Annotated in this window: 14 protein-coding genes; 13 read left to right on the forward strand and 1 reads right to left on the reverse strand. The window is 69.7% G+C overall.

What is annotated here, in order from left to right; all coding sequences use genetic code 11:
- The first annotated feature begins 126 nt into the window (after positions 1 to 126).
- The 4 genes from tig (at position 127) to clpX (ending at position 4,575) form a co-directional block, all read left to right on the forward strand.
- Positions 127 to 1,506 (forward strand): trigger factor, encoded by a 1,380-nt coding sequence (tig, locus tag ACIRSU_RS17270; RefSeq protein ID WP_403792906.1) that lies wholly within the window; start codon positions 127 to 129, stop codon positions 1,504 to 1,506.
- Positions 1,507 to 1,766: 260 nt separating this feature from the next.
- Positions 1,767 to 2,384 (forward strand): ATP-dependent Clp protease proteolytic subunit, encoded by a 618-nt coding sequence (locus ACIRSU_RS17275; RefSeq protein WP_403792907.1) that lies wholly within the window; start codon positions 1,767 to 1,769, stop codon positions 2,382 to 2,384.
- 73 nt (positions 2,385 to 2,457) lie between these two features.
- Positions 2,458 to 3,123: an ATP-dependent Clp protease proteolytic subunit gene (locus ACIRSU_RS17280; RefSeq protein ID WP_403792909.1), complete on the forward strand. Its 666-nt coding sequence runs from the start codon at positions 2,458 to 2,460 to the stop codon at positions 3,121 to 3,123.
- A 168-nt stretch (positions 3,124 to 3,291) separates the two neighbouring features.
- Positions 3,292 to 4,575, forward strand: a complete 1,284-nt coding sequence (gene clpX, locus ACIRSU_RS17285; RefSeq protein WP_403792911.1) for an ATP-dependent Clp protease ATP-binding subunit ClpX — start codon at positions 3,292 to 3,294, stop codon at positions 4,573 to 4,575.
- Between the two features lie 75 nt (positions 4,576 to 4,650).
- On the opposite strand, the gene ACIRSU_RS17290 is transcribed toward clpX, so the two are convergent.
- Positions 4,651 to 5,643, reverse strand: a complete 993-nt coding sequence (locus ACIRSU_RS17290) for a hypothetical protein (protein WP_403792912.1) — start codon at positions 5,641 to 5,643, stop codon at positions 4,651 to 4,653.
- 150 nt (positions 5,644 to 5,793) lie between these two features.
- Here ACIRSU_RS17290 and ACIRSU_RS17295 point away from each other — a divergent pair, with 150 nt between their 5' ends.
- The 9 genes from ACIRSU_RS17295 to mrdA all read left to right on the forward strand — a co-directional run bounded on the left by ACIRSU_RS17295 (position 5,794) and on the right by mrdA (position 17,566).
- Positions 5,794 to 8,415, forward strand: coding sequence for a valine--tRNA ligase (locus ACIRSU_RS17295; protein ID WP_403792914.1), 2,622 nt, complete (start codon positions 5,794 to 5,796; stop codon positions 8,413 to 8,415).
- Between the two features lie 144 nt (positions 8,416 to 8,559).
- The gene (locus tag ACIRSU_RS17300) at positions 8,560 to 9,702 is read left to right on the forward strand and encodes a sensor histidine kinase (RefSeq protein ID WP_403792916.1); all 1,143 of its coding nucleotides are present in this window, start codon (positions 8,560 to 8,562) and stop codon (positions 9,700 to 9,702) included.
- Between the two features lie 60 nt (positions 9,703 to 9,762).
- Positions 9,763 to 11,289: a bifunctional folylpolyglutamate synthase/dihydrofolate synthase gene (locus ACIRSU_RS17305; RefSeq protein WP_403792918.1), complete on the forward strand. Its 1,527-nt coding sequence runs from the start codon at positions 9,763 to 9,765 to the stop codon at positions 11,287 to 11,289.
- A 5-nt stretch (positions 11,290 to 11,294) separates the two neighbouring features.
- Positions 11,295 to 11,651 (forward strand): DUF4233 domain-containing protein, encoded by a 357-nt coding sequence (locus ACIRSU_RS17310; RefSeq protein ID WP_403792919.1) that lies wholly within the window; start codon positions 11,295 to 11,297, stop codon positions 11,649 to 11,651.
- A 67-nt stretch (positions 11,652 to 11,718) separates the two neighbouring features.
- Positions 11,719 to 12,132, forward strand: a complete 414-nt coding sequence (gene ndk, locus ACIRSU_RS17315; protein WP_403792921.1) for a nucleoside-diphosphate kinase — start codon at positions 11,719 to 11,721, stop codon at positions 12,130 to 12,132.
- Between the two features lie 309 nt (positions 12,133 to 12,441).
- Positions 12,442 to 13,461: a rod shape-determining protein gene (locus ACIRSU_RS17320; RefSeq protein WP_403792923.1), complete on the forward strand. Its 1,020-nt coding sequence runs from the start codon at positions 12,442 to 12,444 to the stop codon at positions 13,459 to 13,461.
- Positions 13,462 to 13,576: 115 nt separating this feature from the next.
- Entirely contained in the window at positions 13,577 to 14,596 is a 1,020-nt protein-coding gene (gene mreC, locus ACIRSU_RS17325) for a rod shape-determining protein MreC (RefSeq protein WP_403792925.1), read from the forward strand.
- Entirely contained in the window at positions 14,593 to 15,261 is a 669-nt protein-coding gene (gene mreD / locus ACIRSU_RS17330; protein WP_403792927.1) for a rod shape-determining protein MreD, read from the forward strand. Before mreC ends, mreD begins: the two co-directional genes overlap by 4 nt.
- Positions 15,262 to 15,280: 19 nt before the next feature.
- Positions 15,281 to 17,566 carry a penicillin-binding protein 2 gene (gene mrdA / locus ACIRSU_RS17335; protein WP_403792929.1) on the forward strand — a complete coding sequence of 762 codons (2,286 nt, stop codon included), beginning with the start codon at positions 15,281 to 15,283 and terminating at the stop codon, positions 17,564 to 17,566.
- Positions 17,567 to 17,568: the final 2 nt, after the last annotated feature.

Here is a 17,568-nt window from a genome sequence, read left to right on the forward strand (position 1 = left end):
GCGCGAGCCGCTTGCGGTTACTATGCAAGCTGCGTGCCCGTGTGTCTCTCTGACCGGGCCGATCGGCCGGAACCGCCCCTGGCGGCGCCGCCGGAAACCAGGAATCAGCCACAAGGAGACCGAACCGTGAAGAGCGCCGTGGAGACCCTGAACCCGACCCGGGTTCGGCTCACTGTCGAGGTGCCCTTCGAGGAGCTCAAGGACAGCCTCGACGCGGCGTACAAGAAGATCAACCAGCAGGTCACGGTCAAGGGCTTCCGCAAGGGCAAGATCCCCGCGCGCGTCATCGACCAGCGCTTCGGCCGTGGTGCGGTGCTGGAGGAGGCCGTCAACGACGCCCTCCCGAAGCTCTACAACGCCGCGGTCAACGAGGCCGAGGTCAACCCGCTGGGCCAGCCCGAGGTCGACATCACGGAGCTGAAGGACGGCGAGCTGCTCTCCTTCACCGCCGAGGTCGACGTCCGCCCGACCATCGAGATCCCGGACTACTCCGGCATCGAGGTCGAGGTCGACGCCATCGAGGTCACCGACGAGGACGTCGAGAAGTCCGTGGAGCAGCTGCGCGAGCGCTTCGCCTCCACCAACCCGGTCGAGCGCGCCGCCGCCGAGGGTGACGTCGTCACCATCGACCTCGAGGCCAAGGTCGAGGGCGAGGTCCTGCCCGACGGTGTCGCCGAGGGCGTCTCGTACACCATCGGCTCCGGCGAGCTGCTCGACGGCATCGACGCCGCCGTCACCGGCCTGGAGGCCGGCGGCGAGGCCACCTTCACCTCCGAGCTGAAGGGCGGCTCGGCCGCGGGCAAGGAGGCCGAGGTCACCGTCAAGGTCACCGCCGTCGCCGCCCGTGAGCTCCCCGAGCTGGACGACGAGTTCGCGCAGATGGCGTCGGAGTTCGACACCCTCGACGAGCTCAAGGCCGACAGCCGCAAGCGCCTCGAGAACATGAAGCAGTTCGACCAGGCCACCCAGGCCCAGGAGCGCGTCCTGGAGAAGTTCCTGGAGCTGGCGGAGATCCCCGTCCCCGAGAAGCTGCTCGAGGAGGAGATCAACACCCGCAAGCACAACCTGGAGCACCACCAGCTCGGCCAGATGGGCCTCGACCTCGCGAAGTACCTGGAGTTCCAGGGCAAGACCGAGGAAGAGTTCGACGCCGAGACGCGCGAGCAGGCCGTCAAGGGCATCAAGACCCAGTTCCTCCTCGACGAGCTGGTCTCCCAGCAGAAGCTCAACGTCGAGCAGGACGAGCTCACCGAGCACCTGATGCGCCGCGCCGCCTCCTCCGGCATGTCCCCCGACCAGTTCGCCCAGGCCGTCGTCCAGGGCGGCCAGGTGCCGATGCTCGTCGGCGAGGTCGCCCGCGGCAAGGCCCTCGCGGTCGTCGTCGAGGCCGCCAAGGTCGTCGACACCAACGGCGAGGTCGTGGACCTGTCCGACGAGGACGAGGAGCAGGCCACCGAGACGGTCGAGGCCGTCACCGGCGAGGCCGAGGTCTCCGAGGACAAGTAAGGCCCGTCGGGCGGCCCAGGCCGCCCGGTGAAGCCCGCTGATCCCGCGCCACGGGCCCGGACGCACAGCTGTGCGTCCGGGCCCGTGGACGTAGTCCGAGCCCTTTATGCGCCCCCAACTACCTTGCGCTCCCAGCGAACAGTTCGGGAACCGGGATGGCGCCCGCCTACCAGCGCGTTAGGGTCCATGGATACGGGGGCACTGCCCTCAGAACGAGACGCGAGACGGCACGGGGCCGTCGGAGACGAGCAGGTGGATACGTGACGAATCTGAAGCCTTACGCCGCGGGTGAGCCGTCCATCGGTGGTGGCCTCGGCGACCATGTCTACAACCGGCTGCTCGGCGAGCGCATCATCTTCCTCGGCCAGCAGGTCGACGACGACATCGCCAACAAGATCACCGCGCAGATGCTCCTTCTGGCCGCCGACCCGGAGAAGGACATCTACCTCTACATCAACAGCCCCGGTGGCTCCGTGACGGCCGGCATGGCCGTCTACGACACCATGCAGTACATCCCCAACGACGTCGTGACCATCGGTATGGGCATGGCAGCGTCCATGGGCCAGTTCCTGCTCACCGGCGGCGCCGCCGGCAAGCGCTTCGCGCTGCCGAACACGGACATCCTGATGCACCAGGGCTCCGCCGGCATCGGCGGCACCGCCTCGGACATCAAGATCCAGGCCGACTACCTGCTCCGCACGAAGCAGCGCATGGCCGAGATCACCGCGGAGCACTCCGGCCAGACCGTCGAGCGGATCATCCGCGACGGCGACCGCGACCGCTGGTTCACCGCGGAGGAGGCCAAGGAGTACGGCCTCATCGACGACATCATCACCCACGCCGCGGGTGTCCCGGGCGGCGGCGGCACGGGCGCCTGAGCCCCGGCAGCGCCGGCAGCCCGTTCCGACAGCCCAAGACCTCCCACCCGCCCTCAGGATGGTGAACAGCCCCATGACCACCCCGAACTTCTCCGCGAGCGGCCTCTACACGGGCCCGCAGGTGGACAACCGCTATGTCGTCCCGCGCTTCGTCGAGCGCACCTCCCAGGGCATCCGCGAGTACGACCCGTACGCGAAGCTCTTCGAGGAGCGCGTGATCTTCCTCGGCGTGCAGATCGACGACGCCTCCGCCAACGACGTCATGGCGCAGCTGCTGTGCCTGGAGTCGATGGACCCGGACCGCGACATCTCCATCTACATCAACAGCCCCGGTGGCTCCTTCACCGCGCTGACCGCCATCTACGACACGATGCAGTTCGTGAAGCCGGACATCCAGACGGTCTGCATGGGCCAGGCGGCCTCCGCCGCGGCCATCCTGCTGGCCGCCGGCACCCCCGGCAAGCGCATGGCGCTGCCGAACGCCCGCGTGCTGATCCACCAGCCGTCCGGCGGCACCGGCCGTGAGCAGCTCTCCGACCTGGAGATCGCGGCCCGCGAGATCCTGCGCATGCGCAGCCAGCTGGAGGAGATGCTGGCCAAGCACTCCACCACCCCGATCGAGAAGATCCGCGACGACATCGAGCGCGACAAGATCCTGACCGCCGAGGACGCCCTCGCGTACGGCCTGATCGACCAGATCATCTCGACCCGCAAGAGCACGGCCGCCTCGGCAGTCTGACGCTCGACGTTCCCGTGGCGCGGGAGGCAGGACGGGCGGCATGGCCGAATTCCGACCATGCCAACCGCGCCAAGGGGGGCCCGAACGGGGGGCCCGGCAAGGTACCGTCGAATATGAGGCACCAGGAGTCGCTGAACCAAGCGCTCCCAGGCGAAGGGGAAGCACCTCGTGGCACGCATCGGTGATGGCGGCGACCTGCTCAAGTGCTCGTTCTGCGGAAAGAGCCAGAAGCAGGTGAAGAAGCTCATCGCAGGACCCGGTGTGTACATCTGCGACGAGTGCATCGACCTCTGCAACGAGATCATCGAGGAAGAACTCGCCGAGACGAGCGAGGTGCGGTGGGAGGAGCTCCCCAAGCCCCGCGAGATCTACGAGTTCCTCGAGGGGTACGTCGTCGGGCAGGAGCCCGCGAAGAAGGCCCTCTCGGTCGCGGTCTACAACCACTACAAGCGCGTCCAGGCCAGCGAGAACGGCGGCGCGCAGGGCCGGGACGACGCCATCGAGCTGGCGAAGTCCAACATCCTGCTGCTCGGCCCGACCGGCTCCGGCAAGACGCTCCTGGCGCAGACCCTGGCCCGGATGCTCAACGTGCCGTTCGCGATCGCCGACGCCACCGCGCTGACGGAGGCCGGCTATGTCGGCGAGGACGTCGAGAACATCCTGCTCAAGCTGATCCAGGCGGCCGACTACGACGTCAAGAAGGCCGAGACCGGGATCATCTACATCGACGAGATCGACAAGGTCGCCCGTAAGAGCGAAAACCCGTCGATCACGCGCGACGTGAGCGGCGAGGGCGTGCAGCAGGCCCTCCTGAAGATCCTGGAAGGCACGACGGCCTCGGTTCCTCCCCAGGGCGGCCGGAAGCACCCGCACCAGGAGTTCATCCAGATCGACACGACGAACGTGCTCTTCATCGTGGGCGGCGCCTTCGCCGGCCTGGAGAAGATCATCGAGTCGCGGGCCGGCGCCAAGGGCATCGGCTTCGGGGCGACCATCCGCTCCAAGCGCGAGATCGAGGCGAGCGACCAGTTCCAGGAGGTCATGCCGGAGGACCTGGTGAAGTTCGGGATGATCCCCGAGTTCATCGGCCGTCTCCCCGTCATCACCTCGGTGCACAACCTGGACCGCGAGGCCCTGCTCAAGATCCTCGTCGAGCCCCGCAACGCGCTGGTCAAGCAGTACCAGCGCCTCTTCGAACTCGACGGCGTGGAGCTGGACTTCGACCGCCCGGCCCTGGAGGCCATCGCCGACCAGGCCATCCTCCGCGGCACCGGCGCGCGCGGCCTGCGCGCCATCATGGAGGAGGTCCTCCAGTCGGTGATGTACGAGGTCCCGTCCCGCAAGGACGTGGCCCGCGTGGTCATCACGGCGGACGTGGTCCGTGACAACGTGAACCCGACGCTGGTGCCGCGGATCGTCAAGCACGACGGCAGGCACGAGAAGTCGGCCTGATCACGGCAGACTCACGCGAAGGGGCGCCCCCGCCGAACGACTCGGCGGGGGCGCCCCTTTGGTGTGCGCCGCGGCTCAGGCCTTGACGCGGACCTCCTTGCGGAACTTGGCCGTGATGTCCGCGGCCTCCGCTCCGGTGGAGCCCTTGCCGGTGAGCATCGAGGCCATGTCGACCGGGATGACGATGCCCACGGTGCTGTGGTCGGCCCACACACAGGCCGTCATGTTCATCGCCGGGATCTTCTCGGTCGGGTCGGCCTTGGTCTTGCCCGACTGGCACTTGAGGATGGCACCGTCGAGGCCCGCCGGCGTGTACGCGACCGGGTCGCCGTCGAACGTCGGCGCGCCCTGGTCGCTGCTCTTCGTCGACTCCGCCTTGATGGTGGCGAAGATGGTGTCGACGACCTTCTCGGGGTCGTCGATCTCGCCGTAGAGGCCGTTGAACTGGATCAGCTTGCCGGCCAGCGGGTTGGCCTCGTCCTTGACCTGGTACTGGGCCCCGACCTCGGTGGCGTTCTTGACGCCGTCCTTCTCTGCCTCCTGCAGCGACTCCTTGTCCTTGGAGGACTGCTCCTTGTCGGACTTCTTGTACTCGGTGAGCACCGTGGCCGGCGTGATCAGCTTGTGCGGGCCGTCGTCCGCCACGTTCGCGCCGCCACCGCCGCCGAACGCGTAGTACGCGCCGATCGCGAGACCGACGACCGCGGCGACGATGCCGATGGTCAGCGGCGCCTTGGACTTCTTCGGCGCGGGCGGCGGCGGCATGTAGCCACCGGGGCCCTGCGGGGCGCCGTACGGGGGCTGCGGCGGCTGGCCGTACGGGCCGGGCTGGCCGGGCTGCTGGCCGTACGGGCTCGGCTGCTGCCCGTACCCGGGCTGGGCGTACGGCTGCTGCGGCGGAACACCCTGCGGAGCCTGCTGGGGGTAGCCGTAGCCGGGCTGCGGGGCCTGCGGCGGCTGACCGTACGGCGCCTGCGGCGGCTGCCCGTACGGACCGGGCTGGCCGGGCTGCTGCCCGTACGGGTTCGGCTGACCGCCGCCGTACGGCCCGGGCTGGTTGTAGCTCATCGACTGCTTCCCCTCACAAGATCCCTCACAGGATGTTTATGCGTAGCGAACATCCTGTCGGAAGCCTTGCCGCGCCGGGGCGGTGGGGGCCACACCGTTACGGAACAATCGCGTTTCTGCGCGGGCCCGGGACACCCCTAAACTGGGCCCGTGACCGAGAACACTCAGCAGCAGACAGCAGCCACCACCGAATTGCCGACCCAGTACACGCCGGCCGAGGTAGAGGGGCCGCTGTACGAGCGCTGGGTAGAGCGCGGCTACTTCGAGGCGGACGAGAAGAGCGACAAGCCTCCGTACACCATCGTCATCCCGCCGCCGAACGTCACCGGCTCGCTCCACCTGGGCCACGCCTTCGAGCACACGCTCATCGACGCCCTCACCCGCCGCAAGCGGATGCAGGGTTACGAGACGCTGTGGCAGCCCGGCATGGACCACGCCGGCATCGCCACCCAGAACGTCGTCGAGCGCGAGCTGGCCAAGGAGGGCAAGTCCCGCCACGACCTGGGCCGCGAGGCGTTCGTCGAGCGCGTCTGGAAGTGGAAGGCCGAGTCCGGCGGGCAGATCTCCGGTCAGATGCGCCGCCTCGGTGACGGCGTCGCCTGGTCGCGCGAGCGCTTCACCATGGACGAGGGCCTGTCCCAGGCCGTCCAGACCATCTTCAAGAAGCTCTACGACGACGAGCTGATCTACCGCGCCGAGCGCATCATCAACTGGTGCCCGCGCTGCCTCACCGCGATCTCGGACATCGAGGTCGAGTACCAGGACGACGACGGTGAGCTCGTCTCCATCCGGTACGGCGAGGGCGACGCGTCCATCGTCGTCGCGACGACCCGCGCCGAGACGATGCTCGGTGACACGGCCGTCGCCGTCCACCCGGACGACGAGCGGTACAAGCACCTCGTCGGCACCGAGATCGAGCTGCCGCTGACCGGCCGTCGCATCCCGGTCGTCGCCGACACCCACGTCGACCCGGAGTTCGGCACCGGCGCCGTCAAGGTGACCCCGGCGCACGACCCGAACGACTTCGAGATCGGCCAGCGGCACTCCCTGCCGTCGATCGCCGTCATGGACGAGCACGCAGTCATCACCGTCCACGGCCCCTTCCAGGGCCTGGACCGCCTGGAGGCCCGTTCCGCCATCGTCGCCGCGCTGCGCGCCGACGGCCGGATCGTCGCCGAGAAGCGCCCGTACACCCACTCCGTCGGCCACTGCTCGCGCTGCAAGACCACCATCGAACCGCGCCTGTCGATGCAGTGGTGGGTCAAGGTCGGCCCGCTCGCGAAGGCCGCCGGTGACGCGGTCCGTGACGGCAAGGTCAAGATCCACCCGCAGGAGATGGAGAAGCGGTACTTCGACTGGGTCGACAACCTGCACGACTGGTGCATCTCGCGCCAGCTGTGGTGGGGCCACCGCATCCCGGTCTGGTACGGCCCCAACGGCGAGGTCGTCTGCGTCGGACCGGACGAGCAGCCGCCCGCCGGCGAGGGCTGGTACCAGGACACCGACGTCCTGGACACCTGGTTCTCCTCCGGCCTGTGGCCGTTCTCCACGCTGGGCTGGCCCGAGCAGACCGAGAGCCTCAAGAAGTTCTATCCGAACTCCGTCCTGGTCACCGGCTACGACATCCTCTTCTTCTGGGTCGCCCGGATGATGATGTTCGGCCTCTACGCGATGGACGGCACCCCGCCGTTCCACACCATCGCCCTGCACGGCATGGTCCGTGACCAGAACGGCAAGAAGATGTCGAAGTCCTTCGGCAACGTGGTCAACCCGCTGGACTGGATGGACCAGTACGGCTCCGACGCCGTCCGCTTCACCCTGGCCAACGGCGCCAACCCCGGCGTCGACGTCCCGATCGGCGAGGACTGGGTCAAGGCGTCCCGGAACTTCGCCAACAAGATCTGGAACGCGACCCGCTTCGCGCTGATGAACGGCGCGACCATCGAGGGCGAGCTGCCGCCGGTCGAGCAGCTGTCCGCGACGGACCGCTGGATCCTGTCCCGGCTCAACAAGACGGTCGCGCAGGTCGACGCGCTCTACGAGGACTACCAGTTCGCGAAGCTCAGCGACGCCCTGTACCACTTCGCGTGGGACGAGGTCTTCGACTGGTACGTCGAGCTGTCGAAGACGACGTTCTTCGCCGGCGGCGAGCAGGCCAAGGTCTCCGGCCGGGTCCTCGGCGAGGTCCTGGACGTGATGCTGCGCCTGCTGCACCCGATCGTCCCGTTCGTCACCGACGCCCTGTGGACCACGCTCACCGGCCGCGAGTCGCTCGTCATCGCCGAGTGGCCGGCCGACAGCGGCTTCCGCGACGACGCCGCCGAGGCCGAGATCGAGAACCTCCAGCAGGTCGTCACCGAGGTCCGCCGCTTCCGCGCCGACCAGGGCCTGCAGCCCGGCCAGAAGGTCCCGGCCCGCCTGGAGCTGGACGGCACGCCGCTCGCCGCCCACGAGGCCGCCATCCGCCAGCTGCTCCGCCTCCAGCCGGAGGGCGAGGGCTTCTCCGCCACCGCCTCCCTGCCGGTCGCCGGTGCGACGGTCTCGCTCGACCTGTCGGGCACGATCGACGTGGCCGCCGAGCGCAAGCGGCTCGCGAAGGACCTGGCCGCCGCCGAGAAGGAGAAGGCACAGGCCGAGGGCAAGCTGGGCAACGAGGCCTTCCTGGCCAAGGCCCCGGACAACGTCGTGGACAAGATCAAGGGCCGGCTCGCCAAGGCGGACGAGGACATCGCCCGCATCCAGGCGCAGCTGGAGCGCCTGCCGCAGGCGTAGCCCGTACGGCAGCCGCATGACGAAGGGGCCCGGAACCGCTGACGGTTCCGGGCTCCTTCGCATATGCCTGACATGTCCGATCTCACATCCGACGGGACTTCAGGTCCTCGGCGCCGGGACCAAGGACCCGGGATGATGGAACGCATGCTTCCGCTTCCCGCCTCCGTCCGCGCGCTGCGCCGCCGCATGGACCGGTGGGCGGTGTCGCCCCGGGCGACGGACGCCGTCGCCGCGGTCTTCGCCTTCGGCCTGATGGTCCTGGACGTGCCGGGCCTCGCCCGCGCCGACAACTCGCTCACCGGCATCACCGCGACCCTGGTCCTCGCGGCCGGCGCGGCGACGCTGGTGCTGCGCCGGAAGGCGCCCTGGGTGCCCTTCGTGGTGGCGATCTTCATGATGGGCTGGCTGCACGAGCTGACGATGATCCAGTTCGCGCTGTACTCGCTCGGCCGCTTCCGGGGCCGCCGGGTCGCGGTGCTCGCCACCCTGCTCTACGTGGGCGCCGCCTACGTCTACTTCAACCTGCCCGGCTGGCCCGAGCGCCACGGCGAGACCCTCAGCGACTTCCTCAGCCTCGTCGTCCCCATCGGCGTCCTCGCCGCCGGCGTCGGCATCGCCGCCTACCGCCACGACCTGGTGCGCGCCCTGGAGGTCCAGCGCCGCGAGGCCGCCGCCCGGCAGGCCGTCCAGGAGGAGCGGATCTCCGTCGGCCGCGACGTCCACGACCTGGTCGGCCGGGAGCTGACGCTGCTCGCGGTGCGGGCCGAGGTGCTCGCCGTACGGGCCAAGGGAGAGGCGCACCAGCGGGACTTCGAGGAGCTCTCCGAGACCGCCCGGCGCGCCCACCGCATGCTCAACGAGACCATCGTGCGGCGCGGCGACGACCCCGCCGCCACGCCCGGCCTGGACGGTCTCGCCGCGCTCGCCGAGGAGAGCGAGCGGACGGGCAGCCCGGTGCACCTGGAGGTGGCGGAGGAGGCCAAGGCGCTGTCGCCGCTGCGCCAGACGGCCGTCCACCGCGTGGTGCGCGAGTGCCTCACGAACGCCGCCAAGCACGCGCCGGGCCTCCCGGTGACCGTCACGATCACGGTCGACGACCCGGACGCCCTCCGCATCGAGGTCCGCAACCCGCTGCCCCCGGCCCCGCCCGACCGCGCCCCCGTCTCCACCGGCACCGGCCTGGTCTCCATGGCCGAACGCGTCACGAGCATGGGCGGCACGCTGGACGCGGGGCGCGAGCACGGGGCGTACGTGGTGCGGGCGTCGCTGCCGGCGGGGCTGCGGTAGCCGGGGGCGCCCTGCCGGGTCCTGTGGGGTCTTGTCGGTGGCGCTTCGTAGACTGGGTGCGTGAGTGAGCCCCGCGACGACCGCGACCAGTTTGACGACAGCGACCACGGCGACGTGTTCGACGACATCGTCGACACCGAGACCGACCGCGACCCCGACCTGGCGGTGATCGAGGCCGGCAGCCGCACCCTGCGCGCCATGGCCGGTCCGCCGCAGGGCGACCCGGTGCCGAGCCGTCCCGCCGACCCCGAGGTCGACAAGGCGCTGCGCGACGTCGAGACCGAGCTTTCCACCCGCTGGGGCGAGACCAAGCTGGAGCCCTCGGTCAGGCGGATCGCGGCCCTGATGGACGTGCTGGGCGAGCCGCAGCGCGCGTACCCGTCGATCCACATCACGGGCACCAACGGCAAGACCTCCACCGCCCGCATGATCGAGTCCCTGCTCGGCGCCTTCGACCTGCGCACCGGCCGCTACACCTCGCCGCACGTGCAGACCATCACCGAGCGCATCAGCCTGGACGGCGCGCCGATCGACCCGGAGCGGTTCGTCGAGACGTACCGGGACATCGCGCCGATGGTGGAGCTGGTCGACGCGCGCGAGGAGTACCGGCTCTCCTTCTTCGAGGTCCTCACCGGAATGGCGTACGCGGCCTTCGCCGACGCCCCGGTGGACGCGGCCGTCGTCGAGGTCGGCATGGGCGGCACCTGGGACGCGACGAACGTCATCGACGCCTCCGTCGCCGTCGTCACCCCCATCGACCTCGACCACACGGACCGGCTCGGCGAGACGCCGGGCGAGATCGCCGGCGAGAAGTCCGGGATCATCAAGCCGGGCGCGACCGTGATCCTCGCCCAGCAGCCCGTGGACGCGGCCCAGGTGCTCCTGAAGAAGGCCGTCGACGTGGACGCCACCGTGGCCCGCGAGGGCATGGAGTTCGGCGTCGTCTCGCGCGAGGTCGCGGTCGGCGGGCAGCTGCTGACCCTGCGCGGCCTCGGCGGCGAGTACCCCGAGGTGTTCCTGCCGCTGTACGGGGCGCACCAGGCGCACAACGCGGCCGTGGCGCTCGCCGCCGTCGAGGCGTTCTTCGGCATCGGCGCGCAGCACGCCCGCGCGCTCGACATCGACGTGATCCGCCGCGCCTTCGCCCAGGTGGCCTCGCCGGGCCGCCTGGAGGTCGTGCGCAAGTCCCCGACGGTCGTCCTGGACGCGGCGCACAACCCGCACGGCGCCCGGGCCACCGCCGACGGCATCACCGAGTCCTTCGGCTTCTCCCGGCTCATCGGCGTCGTGGCGACCAGCTCCGACAAGGACGCCCGCGGGCTGCTCGAGGCCTTCGAGCCGATCTTCGCGGAGGTCGTGATCACCGCGAACTCCAACCCGCGCTCCACCGACGTCGACGAGCTCGCCGCGCTCGCGGTCGAGGTCTTCGGCGAGGAGCGGGTCGTGGTGGAGCCGCGGCTCGACGACGCCCTGGAGGCGGCGATCACGCTCGCCGAGGAGGAGGGCGAGTTCGGCGGCGCGGGCGTCCTCGTCACCGGTTCGATCTTCACGGTCGGCGACGCCCGGCTGCTGCTCAAGAGGGGCTGAATCCTGTGCGTACGCTCTGCGCCTCGACGCTGATCGGCGAGTTCTTCGTGATCGGCTTCGCCGGGCTCGTCGCCATGAAGGACGACTCCCTGGCGATGTCGACGGTCTGGACGGTCTGCGTGATCGCCATGGTCCTCTCGGTGCTGCTGTGCGGGATGATCACCCGTCCGGGCGGCGTGCAGCTCGGCTGGGCGCTGCAGATCGCGCTGATCGCCAGCGGCTTCTTCGTGCCGAGCATGTTCTTCCTCGGCGCGGTCTTCGCCGTGCTGTGGTGGGCCTCGGTGCACTACGGGCGCCGGATCGACGCCATCAAGGCGAGCTGGGCCGCCCACCAGGGCTCCGCAGGGCCTGACGCTGCGTGATGACGGCTGGTGCGGGACCTGTAGATTCAGTAGGGCCCCGCACACCGTTGTCTGAAGGAGTTCCACCGTGAGCCAGCGATCGCTCGTCCTGCTCAAGCCCGACGCCGTCCGCCGTGGTCTGATCGGCGAGATCATCGGCCGTATCGAGCGCAAGGCGGGCTGGACCATCACGGCCCTGGAGATGCGCGAGCTGGACCAGGCGACGCTGGAGCAGCACTACGGCGAGCACAAGGGCAAGCCCTTCTACGAGCCGCTGATGGGCTTCATGCAGTCCGGCCCGGTCGTCGCGCTCGTCGTCGAGGGCGAGCGGGTCATCGAGGGTCTGCGCACGCTGGCCGGCCCGACCGACCCGATCGCCGCCGCCCCGGGTTCGATCCGCGGCGACTTCGGCACCATCGTCCGCGAGAACCTGATCCACGCCTCGGACTCCGAGGAGTCGTCGGCCCGCGAGCTGAAGATCTTCTTCCCCGGCCTCGGCTGAGACGGAGCCGCTGTCTGACCCGTTGTCACCCGGTGTCAGCCGATCAGCGTCATGACCTGGGGGCGACCGAAGGAATTCGGTCGCCCCCAGGCATATGAACGCCGATCCCGGGAACGGATCGCCGCGTCATTCCGTCACCTATACAGAGGTGGCCTGAGGCGGTCCGCCGCGCGGTATCCGTGTGGGCGGCACTACGATGGAAAACTCCACGCCGCACCACCTTCAGCCACCACCTCGCCGACCTGAGAAGCCGTCAACGCTCCGCTAGGGAAGGCCCGACGCATCCTCATGGGAAACAAGGGGAACTCAATGTCGTTCATCGGCCGTGACATGGCTGTCGACCTCGGGACCGCCAACACGCTGGTGTACGTCAGGGGTCGAGGCATCGTTCTGAACGAGCCGTCCGTCGTCGCGATCAACACCAACACCGGCGGCATCCTCGCGGTGGGTGCCGAGGCGAAGAAGATGATCGGCCGGACGCCCGGCAACATCGTCGCCGTGCGCCCGCTGAAGGACGGCGTCATCGCCGACTTCGAGATCACGGAGCGAATGCTCCGCTACTTCATCCTCAAGATCCACAAGCGCCGCTACCTGGCCCGCCCGCGGGTCGTCGTCTGCGTGCCCTCCGGCATCACCGGTGTCGAGCGCCGCGCCGTCATCGAGGCGTCCACCCAGGCCGGTGCCCGCCAGGTGCACATCATCGAGGAGCCCATGGCCGCGGCCATCGGCTCGGGCCTCCCGGTCCACGAGGCCACCGGCAACATGGTCGTCGACATCGGCGGCGGCACCACCGAGGTGGCCGTCATCTCCCTCGGCGGAATCGTCACGGCACAGTCCATCCGGGTGGCCGGCGACGAGCTCGACAACGCGATCATCCAGCACGTCAAGAAGGAGTACTCGCTCCTCCTCGGCGAGCGCACCGCCGAGCAGATCAAGATCACCATCGGCTCCGCCTACGACCTCGGCGAGGACGAGCACACCGAGATCCGCGGCCGCGACCTGGTCTCCGGCCTGCCCAAGACCGTGGTCATCTCCGCCGCCGAGGTCCGCAAGGCCATCGAGGAACCGGTCAACGCCATCGTCGACGCGGTGAAGACCACCCTCGACAAGTGCCCGCCGGAGCTCTCCGGTGACGTCATGGACCGCGGCATCGTTCTCACGGGTGGCGGCGCGCTGCTGCGCGGCCTCGACGAGCGGCTGCGCCGCGAGACGGGCATGCCGATCCACATCGCCGAGGACCCGCTGGACTCCGTGGCCCTCGGCTCCGGCAAGTGCGTCGAGGAGTTCGAGGCGCTGCAGCAGGTCCTCGACGCCCAGCCGCGCCGCTGACCGACGGGGCGCCCACCCGGGGCGCCCCGCACCCCCGTACAACTCCATCACCGACTTCATCAACCTCATCACCCGTCACATCCCGTCTTACTGAGGAAGGGCACGGCCGCCGCACGTGAGGGACACACGAGAGAGCCGGCTGCTCCTGGTGCTGCTGATCGCCATCGCGTTCGCACTGATCACGGTGGACATCCGAGGAGGCCAGGAGTCGCCGGTCGACGGTGCCCGACAGGCCGCGGCCGCGGTCTTCGGTCCCGTCGAGAACGGAGTCGCCTCGGCGGTCGACCCGATCGGCAACGCCATAGGGGCGGTTCGCGACTCCGGCGAGCGGCACAACCGCATCGCCGCGCTCGAACAGGAGAACGCCGCCCTCAAGGCCAAGCTCGGCAGCGACGACCGCAACCGCAACCGGCTGCGCGAACTCGACGCCATGCTCAAGACCGCCGGCGCCGGCCAGTACGGCATCAAGGGCGCCGAGGTCATCGCCATAGGGGCGGCCCAGGGCTTCTCCTGGACCGTCACCATCGACGTCGGCGCCCGCGACGGCATCCGGCGCGACATGACCGTGCTCAACGGCTCGGGTCTGGTCGGCCGGGTCACCACCGTCGGCCCCTCCACGTCGACCGTGCTGCTCGCCAACGACCCCGACTTCACCGTCGGCACCCGGATGGAGAAGACCGACGAACTCGGCTTCGCCACCGGCCAGGGCGACCGCCCGCTGCTCGTCCAGCTCCTCAACGGCAAGGCCAAGGTCAAGCCCGGCGACCGGCTCGTCACCTTCGGCTCGCAGGCCGACAAGCCCTTCGTGCCCGGCGTGCCGGTCGGCCAGGTGGTCCGCGTCGACCCGTCCGGCGGCGGCCTGACCCGCAACGTCTACGTCCGCCCGTTCGTCGGCTTCACCAAGCTCGACATCGTCGGCGTCGTCGTCCAGGCCCCGCGCACCGACCCGCGCGACATGGTCCTGCCGCAGAAGCCCAAGCCCGCGCCCACCGTCACCGTGACGGTCACTCCGACGCCGACCGCGCCGGACGGACAGCAGAAGCCCGGCGAGAACAACGCGCAGCAGCCGGGCGCGGACCGGCAGCCGGGGGACCAGCAGAACCAGCAGCAGGACCAGGGGGAGACAACACGATGAAGATCAACCGCATCCTCCTCTCGGCCGCGCTGATCGTCGTCGCCCTCGTCGTCCAGGTCTCCGTCCTCGCCCGCCTCCAGCTCCCCGGCGCCGTCCCCGACCTCGTCCTGCTCACCGTCGTGGCCCTCGCCCTGGTGTACGGGCACGTCACCGGCGCCCTCGTCGGCTTCACCGCCGGCCTGCTCGCCGACCTCGCCCCGCCCGCCGACCACGCCGCCGGGCGGTACGCCCTCGTGCTCTGCGTCGTCGGCTACCTCTGCGGCCTCGCCCGGCCCGACAACGGCCGGCTCAAGTCCGCCAGCGGCCCGATGACCGTGGTCGTCGTCGCCGCCCTCGGCTCCACCCTGCTCTACGCGAGCGTCGGCGCCCTCGTCGGCGACACCGCCGCCCGCCATGTCGGCCTCGGCTTCCTGCTGTTCACCGCGGCCCTCTACGACCTGCTCCTCGCGCCGTTCACCGTGCCGCTCATCATGGCCATCGCCCGGCGCGTCGACAACGACCCGCTGGCCGGAGCCGAAGGCGCGGGCGGCGCCGACGTCTCCTCCGGCTGGCTCTCCTCCGGCACCGGCCTGAGGATCGGAACCCAGCGCGGCGGCCTGCGCGTCAAGGCCGCACGGAACCGCGCCTCGCGCGCCGGACGCATCAAGGGAGTCAAGCGACTGTGATCCAGGGGGCAGCGGCAGCATGAGCAACATCCCCGAGACCGGGCGGACCCCCCGGGTCCAGATCCGGCTCGTGATCATCCAGGTCCTCGTCTTCTCCCTGCTCTTCACCCTCGGCGGACGCCTCTGGTACCTCCAGATCCGCAACGGCAAGGAGTACACCGACGAGGCGAAGAACAACCACGTCCAGCAGGTCGTCCAGCCCGCCGTGCGCGGCTCCATCCTCGACGCCCGCGGCGTCCCGCTCGCCGACAACGAGACCCGGCTCGTGGTCTCCGCCTCGCGCACCGAGCTGATGAAGATGAAGGACGACGGCAAGGCCGTCCTCACCCGGCTCGCCGACGTCCTCGGCATGCAGCCCCAGGACGTCGTCAACAAGATCCGGCTCTGCGACTCCAAGACGCCCAAGCCCTGCTGGAACGGCTCGCCCTACCAGCCCATCCCGGTCACCGACAAGGCCACCACCCAGCAGGCCCTGCAGATCCGCGAGCGCGCCGAGGACTTCCCCGGCATCACCGCCGAACCCGCCGCCGTCCGCCGCTACCCGGCCCCCGGCAAGTCCCGCACCTCCCAGGTCCTCGGCTACCTCTCGCCCGTCACCGACCAGGAGATCGAGAAGGCCAAGGACACCGACTCGCCGTACCTGCGCTCCGACCAGGTCGGCCGCTCCGGCCTGGAGCGCACCTACGACAAGCAGCTGCGCGGCAAGGCCGGCGTCACCCGCTACGAGGTCGACAACCTCGGCCGCGTCATCGGTCAGGCCAAGAGCGACCCGGCCGAGCCCGGCGCCAACGTCGTCACCTCCATCGACGCCCGCGTCCAGGCGGTCGCCGAATGGGAGCTGCACAACGCGATGGTCGAGGCCCGCAAGACCTTCGACAAGAACACCAACGAGAACTACAAGGCCGACGCCGGCGCCGTCGTCGTCATGGAGGCCAGGACCGGCCGCATCGTCGCCATGGCCTCCCAGCCCGACTACGACCCCAACGCCTGGGTCGGCGGCATCTCCGCCAAGGACTACGCGGCCCTCACCGGCAAGAACTCCAACTTCCCGCTGCTCAACCGGGCCATCCAGGGCCAGGCCGCGCCCGGCTCCATCTTCAAGGTCGTCTCGACCGCCGCCGCCGTCAACGCGGGCTACGACTTCGACGGCCGCTACCCCTGCACCAGCTCGTACTCCATCGGCAACCAGGTCTTCAAGAACTTCGAGTCGCAGAACCACGGCCCCATCTCCCTCGGCCGCGCCCTCGAAGTCTCCTGCGACACCGTCTTCTACGCCCTCGCCCACCAGCAGTGGATCAAGGACGGCGGGATGAAGCCGAAGAAGAACCCGGGCGACTGGTTCTACAAGACGGCCCATCAGTTCGGCCTCGGCGCCGAGACCGGCATCGACCTCCCCAACGAGGTCACCGGCCGCGTCCCCGACCGCCAGTGGAAGCAGCGGTTCTGGGAGGACAACAAGGACTGGTGGTGCAAGAACGGCAAGAAGGGCGGCACCTACGTCCAGCAGCTCTCCTACGAGAACTGCCTCGAAGGCAACCTGATGCGCGCCGGTGACTCCGTCAACTACTCCATCGGACAGGGCGACACACTCGTCACCCCCATCCAGATGGCCACCATCTACGCCGCCATCTCCAACGGCGGCACCCTGTGGAACCCCACCGTCGGCAAGGCCGTCATCAGCGCCGACGGCAAGAAGGTCACCGAGATCAAGCCCAAGTCGCACGGCCGGCTGCCCTTCAACAAGGCCACCCGCGACTTGATAGACGAAGCCCTCGCGGGAGTCGCCACCCGCGGTACGGCCGCCTGGCGCTTCGCCCAGGTCGGCTGGCCGCAGGACAAGATCCCGATGCACGCCAAGACGGGTACCGCCGAGGTCTACGGCAAGCAGACGACCTCCTGGTTCGCCACGTACACCAAGGACTACGCGATCGTCATGACGATCTCCCAGGGTGGTACGGGCTCCGGCGCCTCCGGCCCCGCCGTGCGCAACATCTACGACGCGCTGTACGGCCTCGACGACTCCGGCAAGCAGGACCTGAAGCGGGCGCTGCTGCCGCAGCCGCAGCAGACGCTGCCGAAGATCGAGGCGGACGGGTCGATCGACGCGCCGAAGATCAAGCCGTACGACCCCGAGGAGCAGAAGGTCGACGAGACGAAGCAGCAGGTCGACGGCACCCAGCCCGGCGGCACCCAGCCGGGCGGCACCCAGCCGCCGGCCCCGCCGACCGACCCCGCCACGCCGACCAAGAAGCCGGACGACGACCCACGGCTCGCGGGTCCGCCCGCCACCCGCGGGAGGCTCTGACC

Origin of the sequence: Streptomyces sp. NPDC101160 (assembly GCF_044768205.1) — a bacterium.
In the GTDB taxonomy this organism is placed as follows: Bacteria; Actinomycetota; Actinomycetes; order Streptomycetales; family Streptomycetaceae; genus Streptomyces.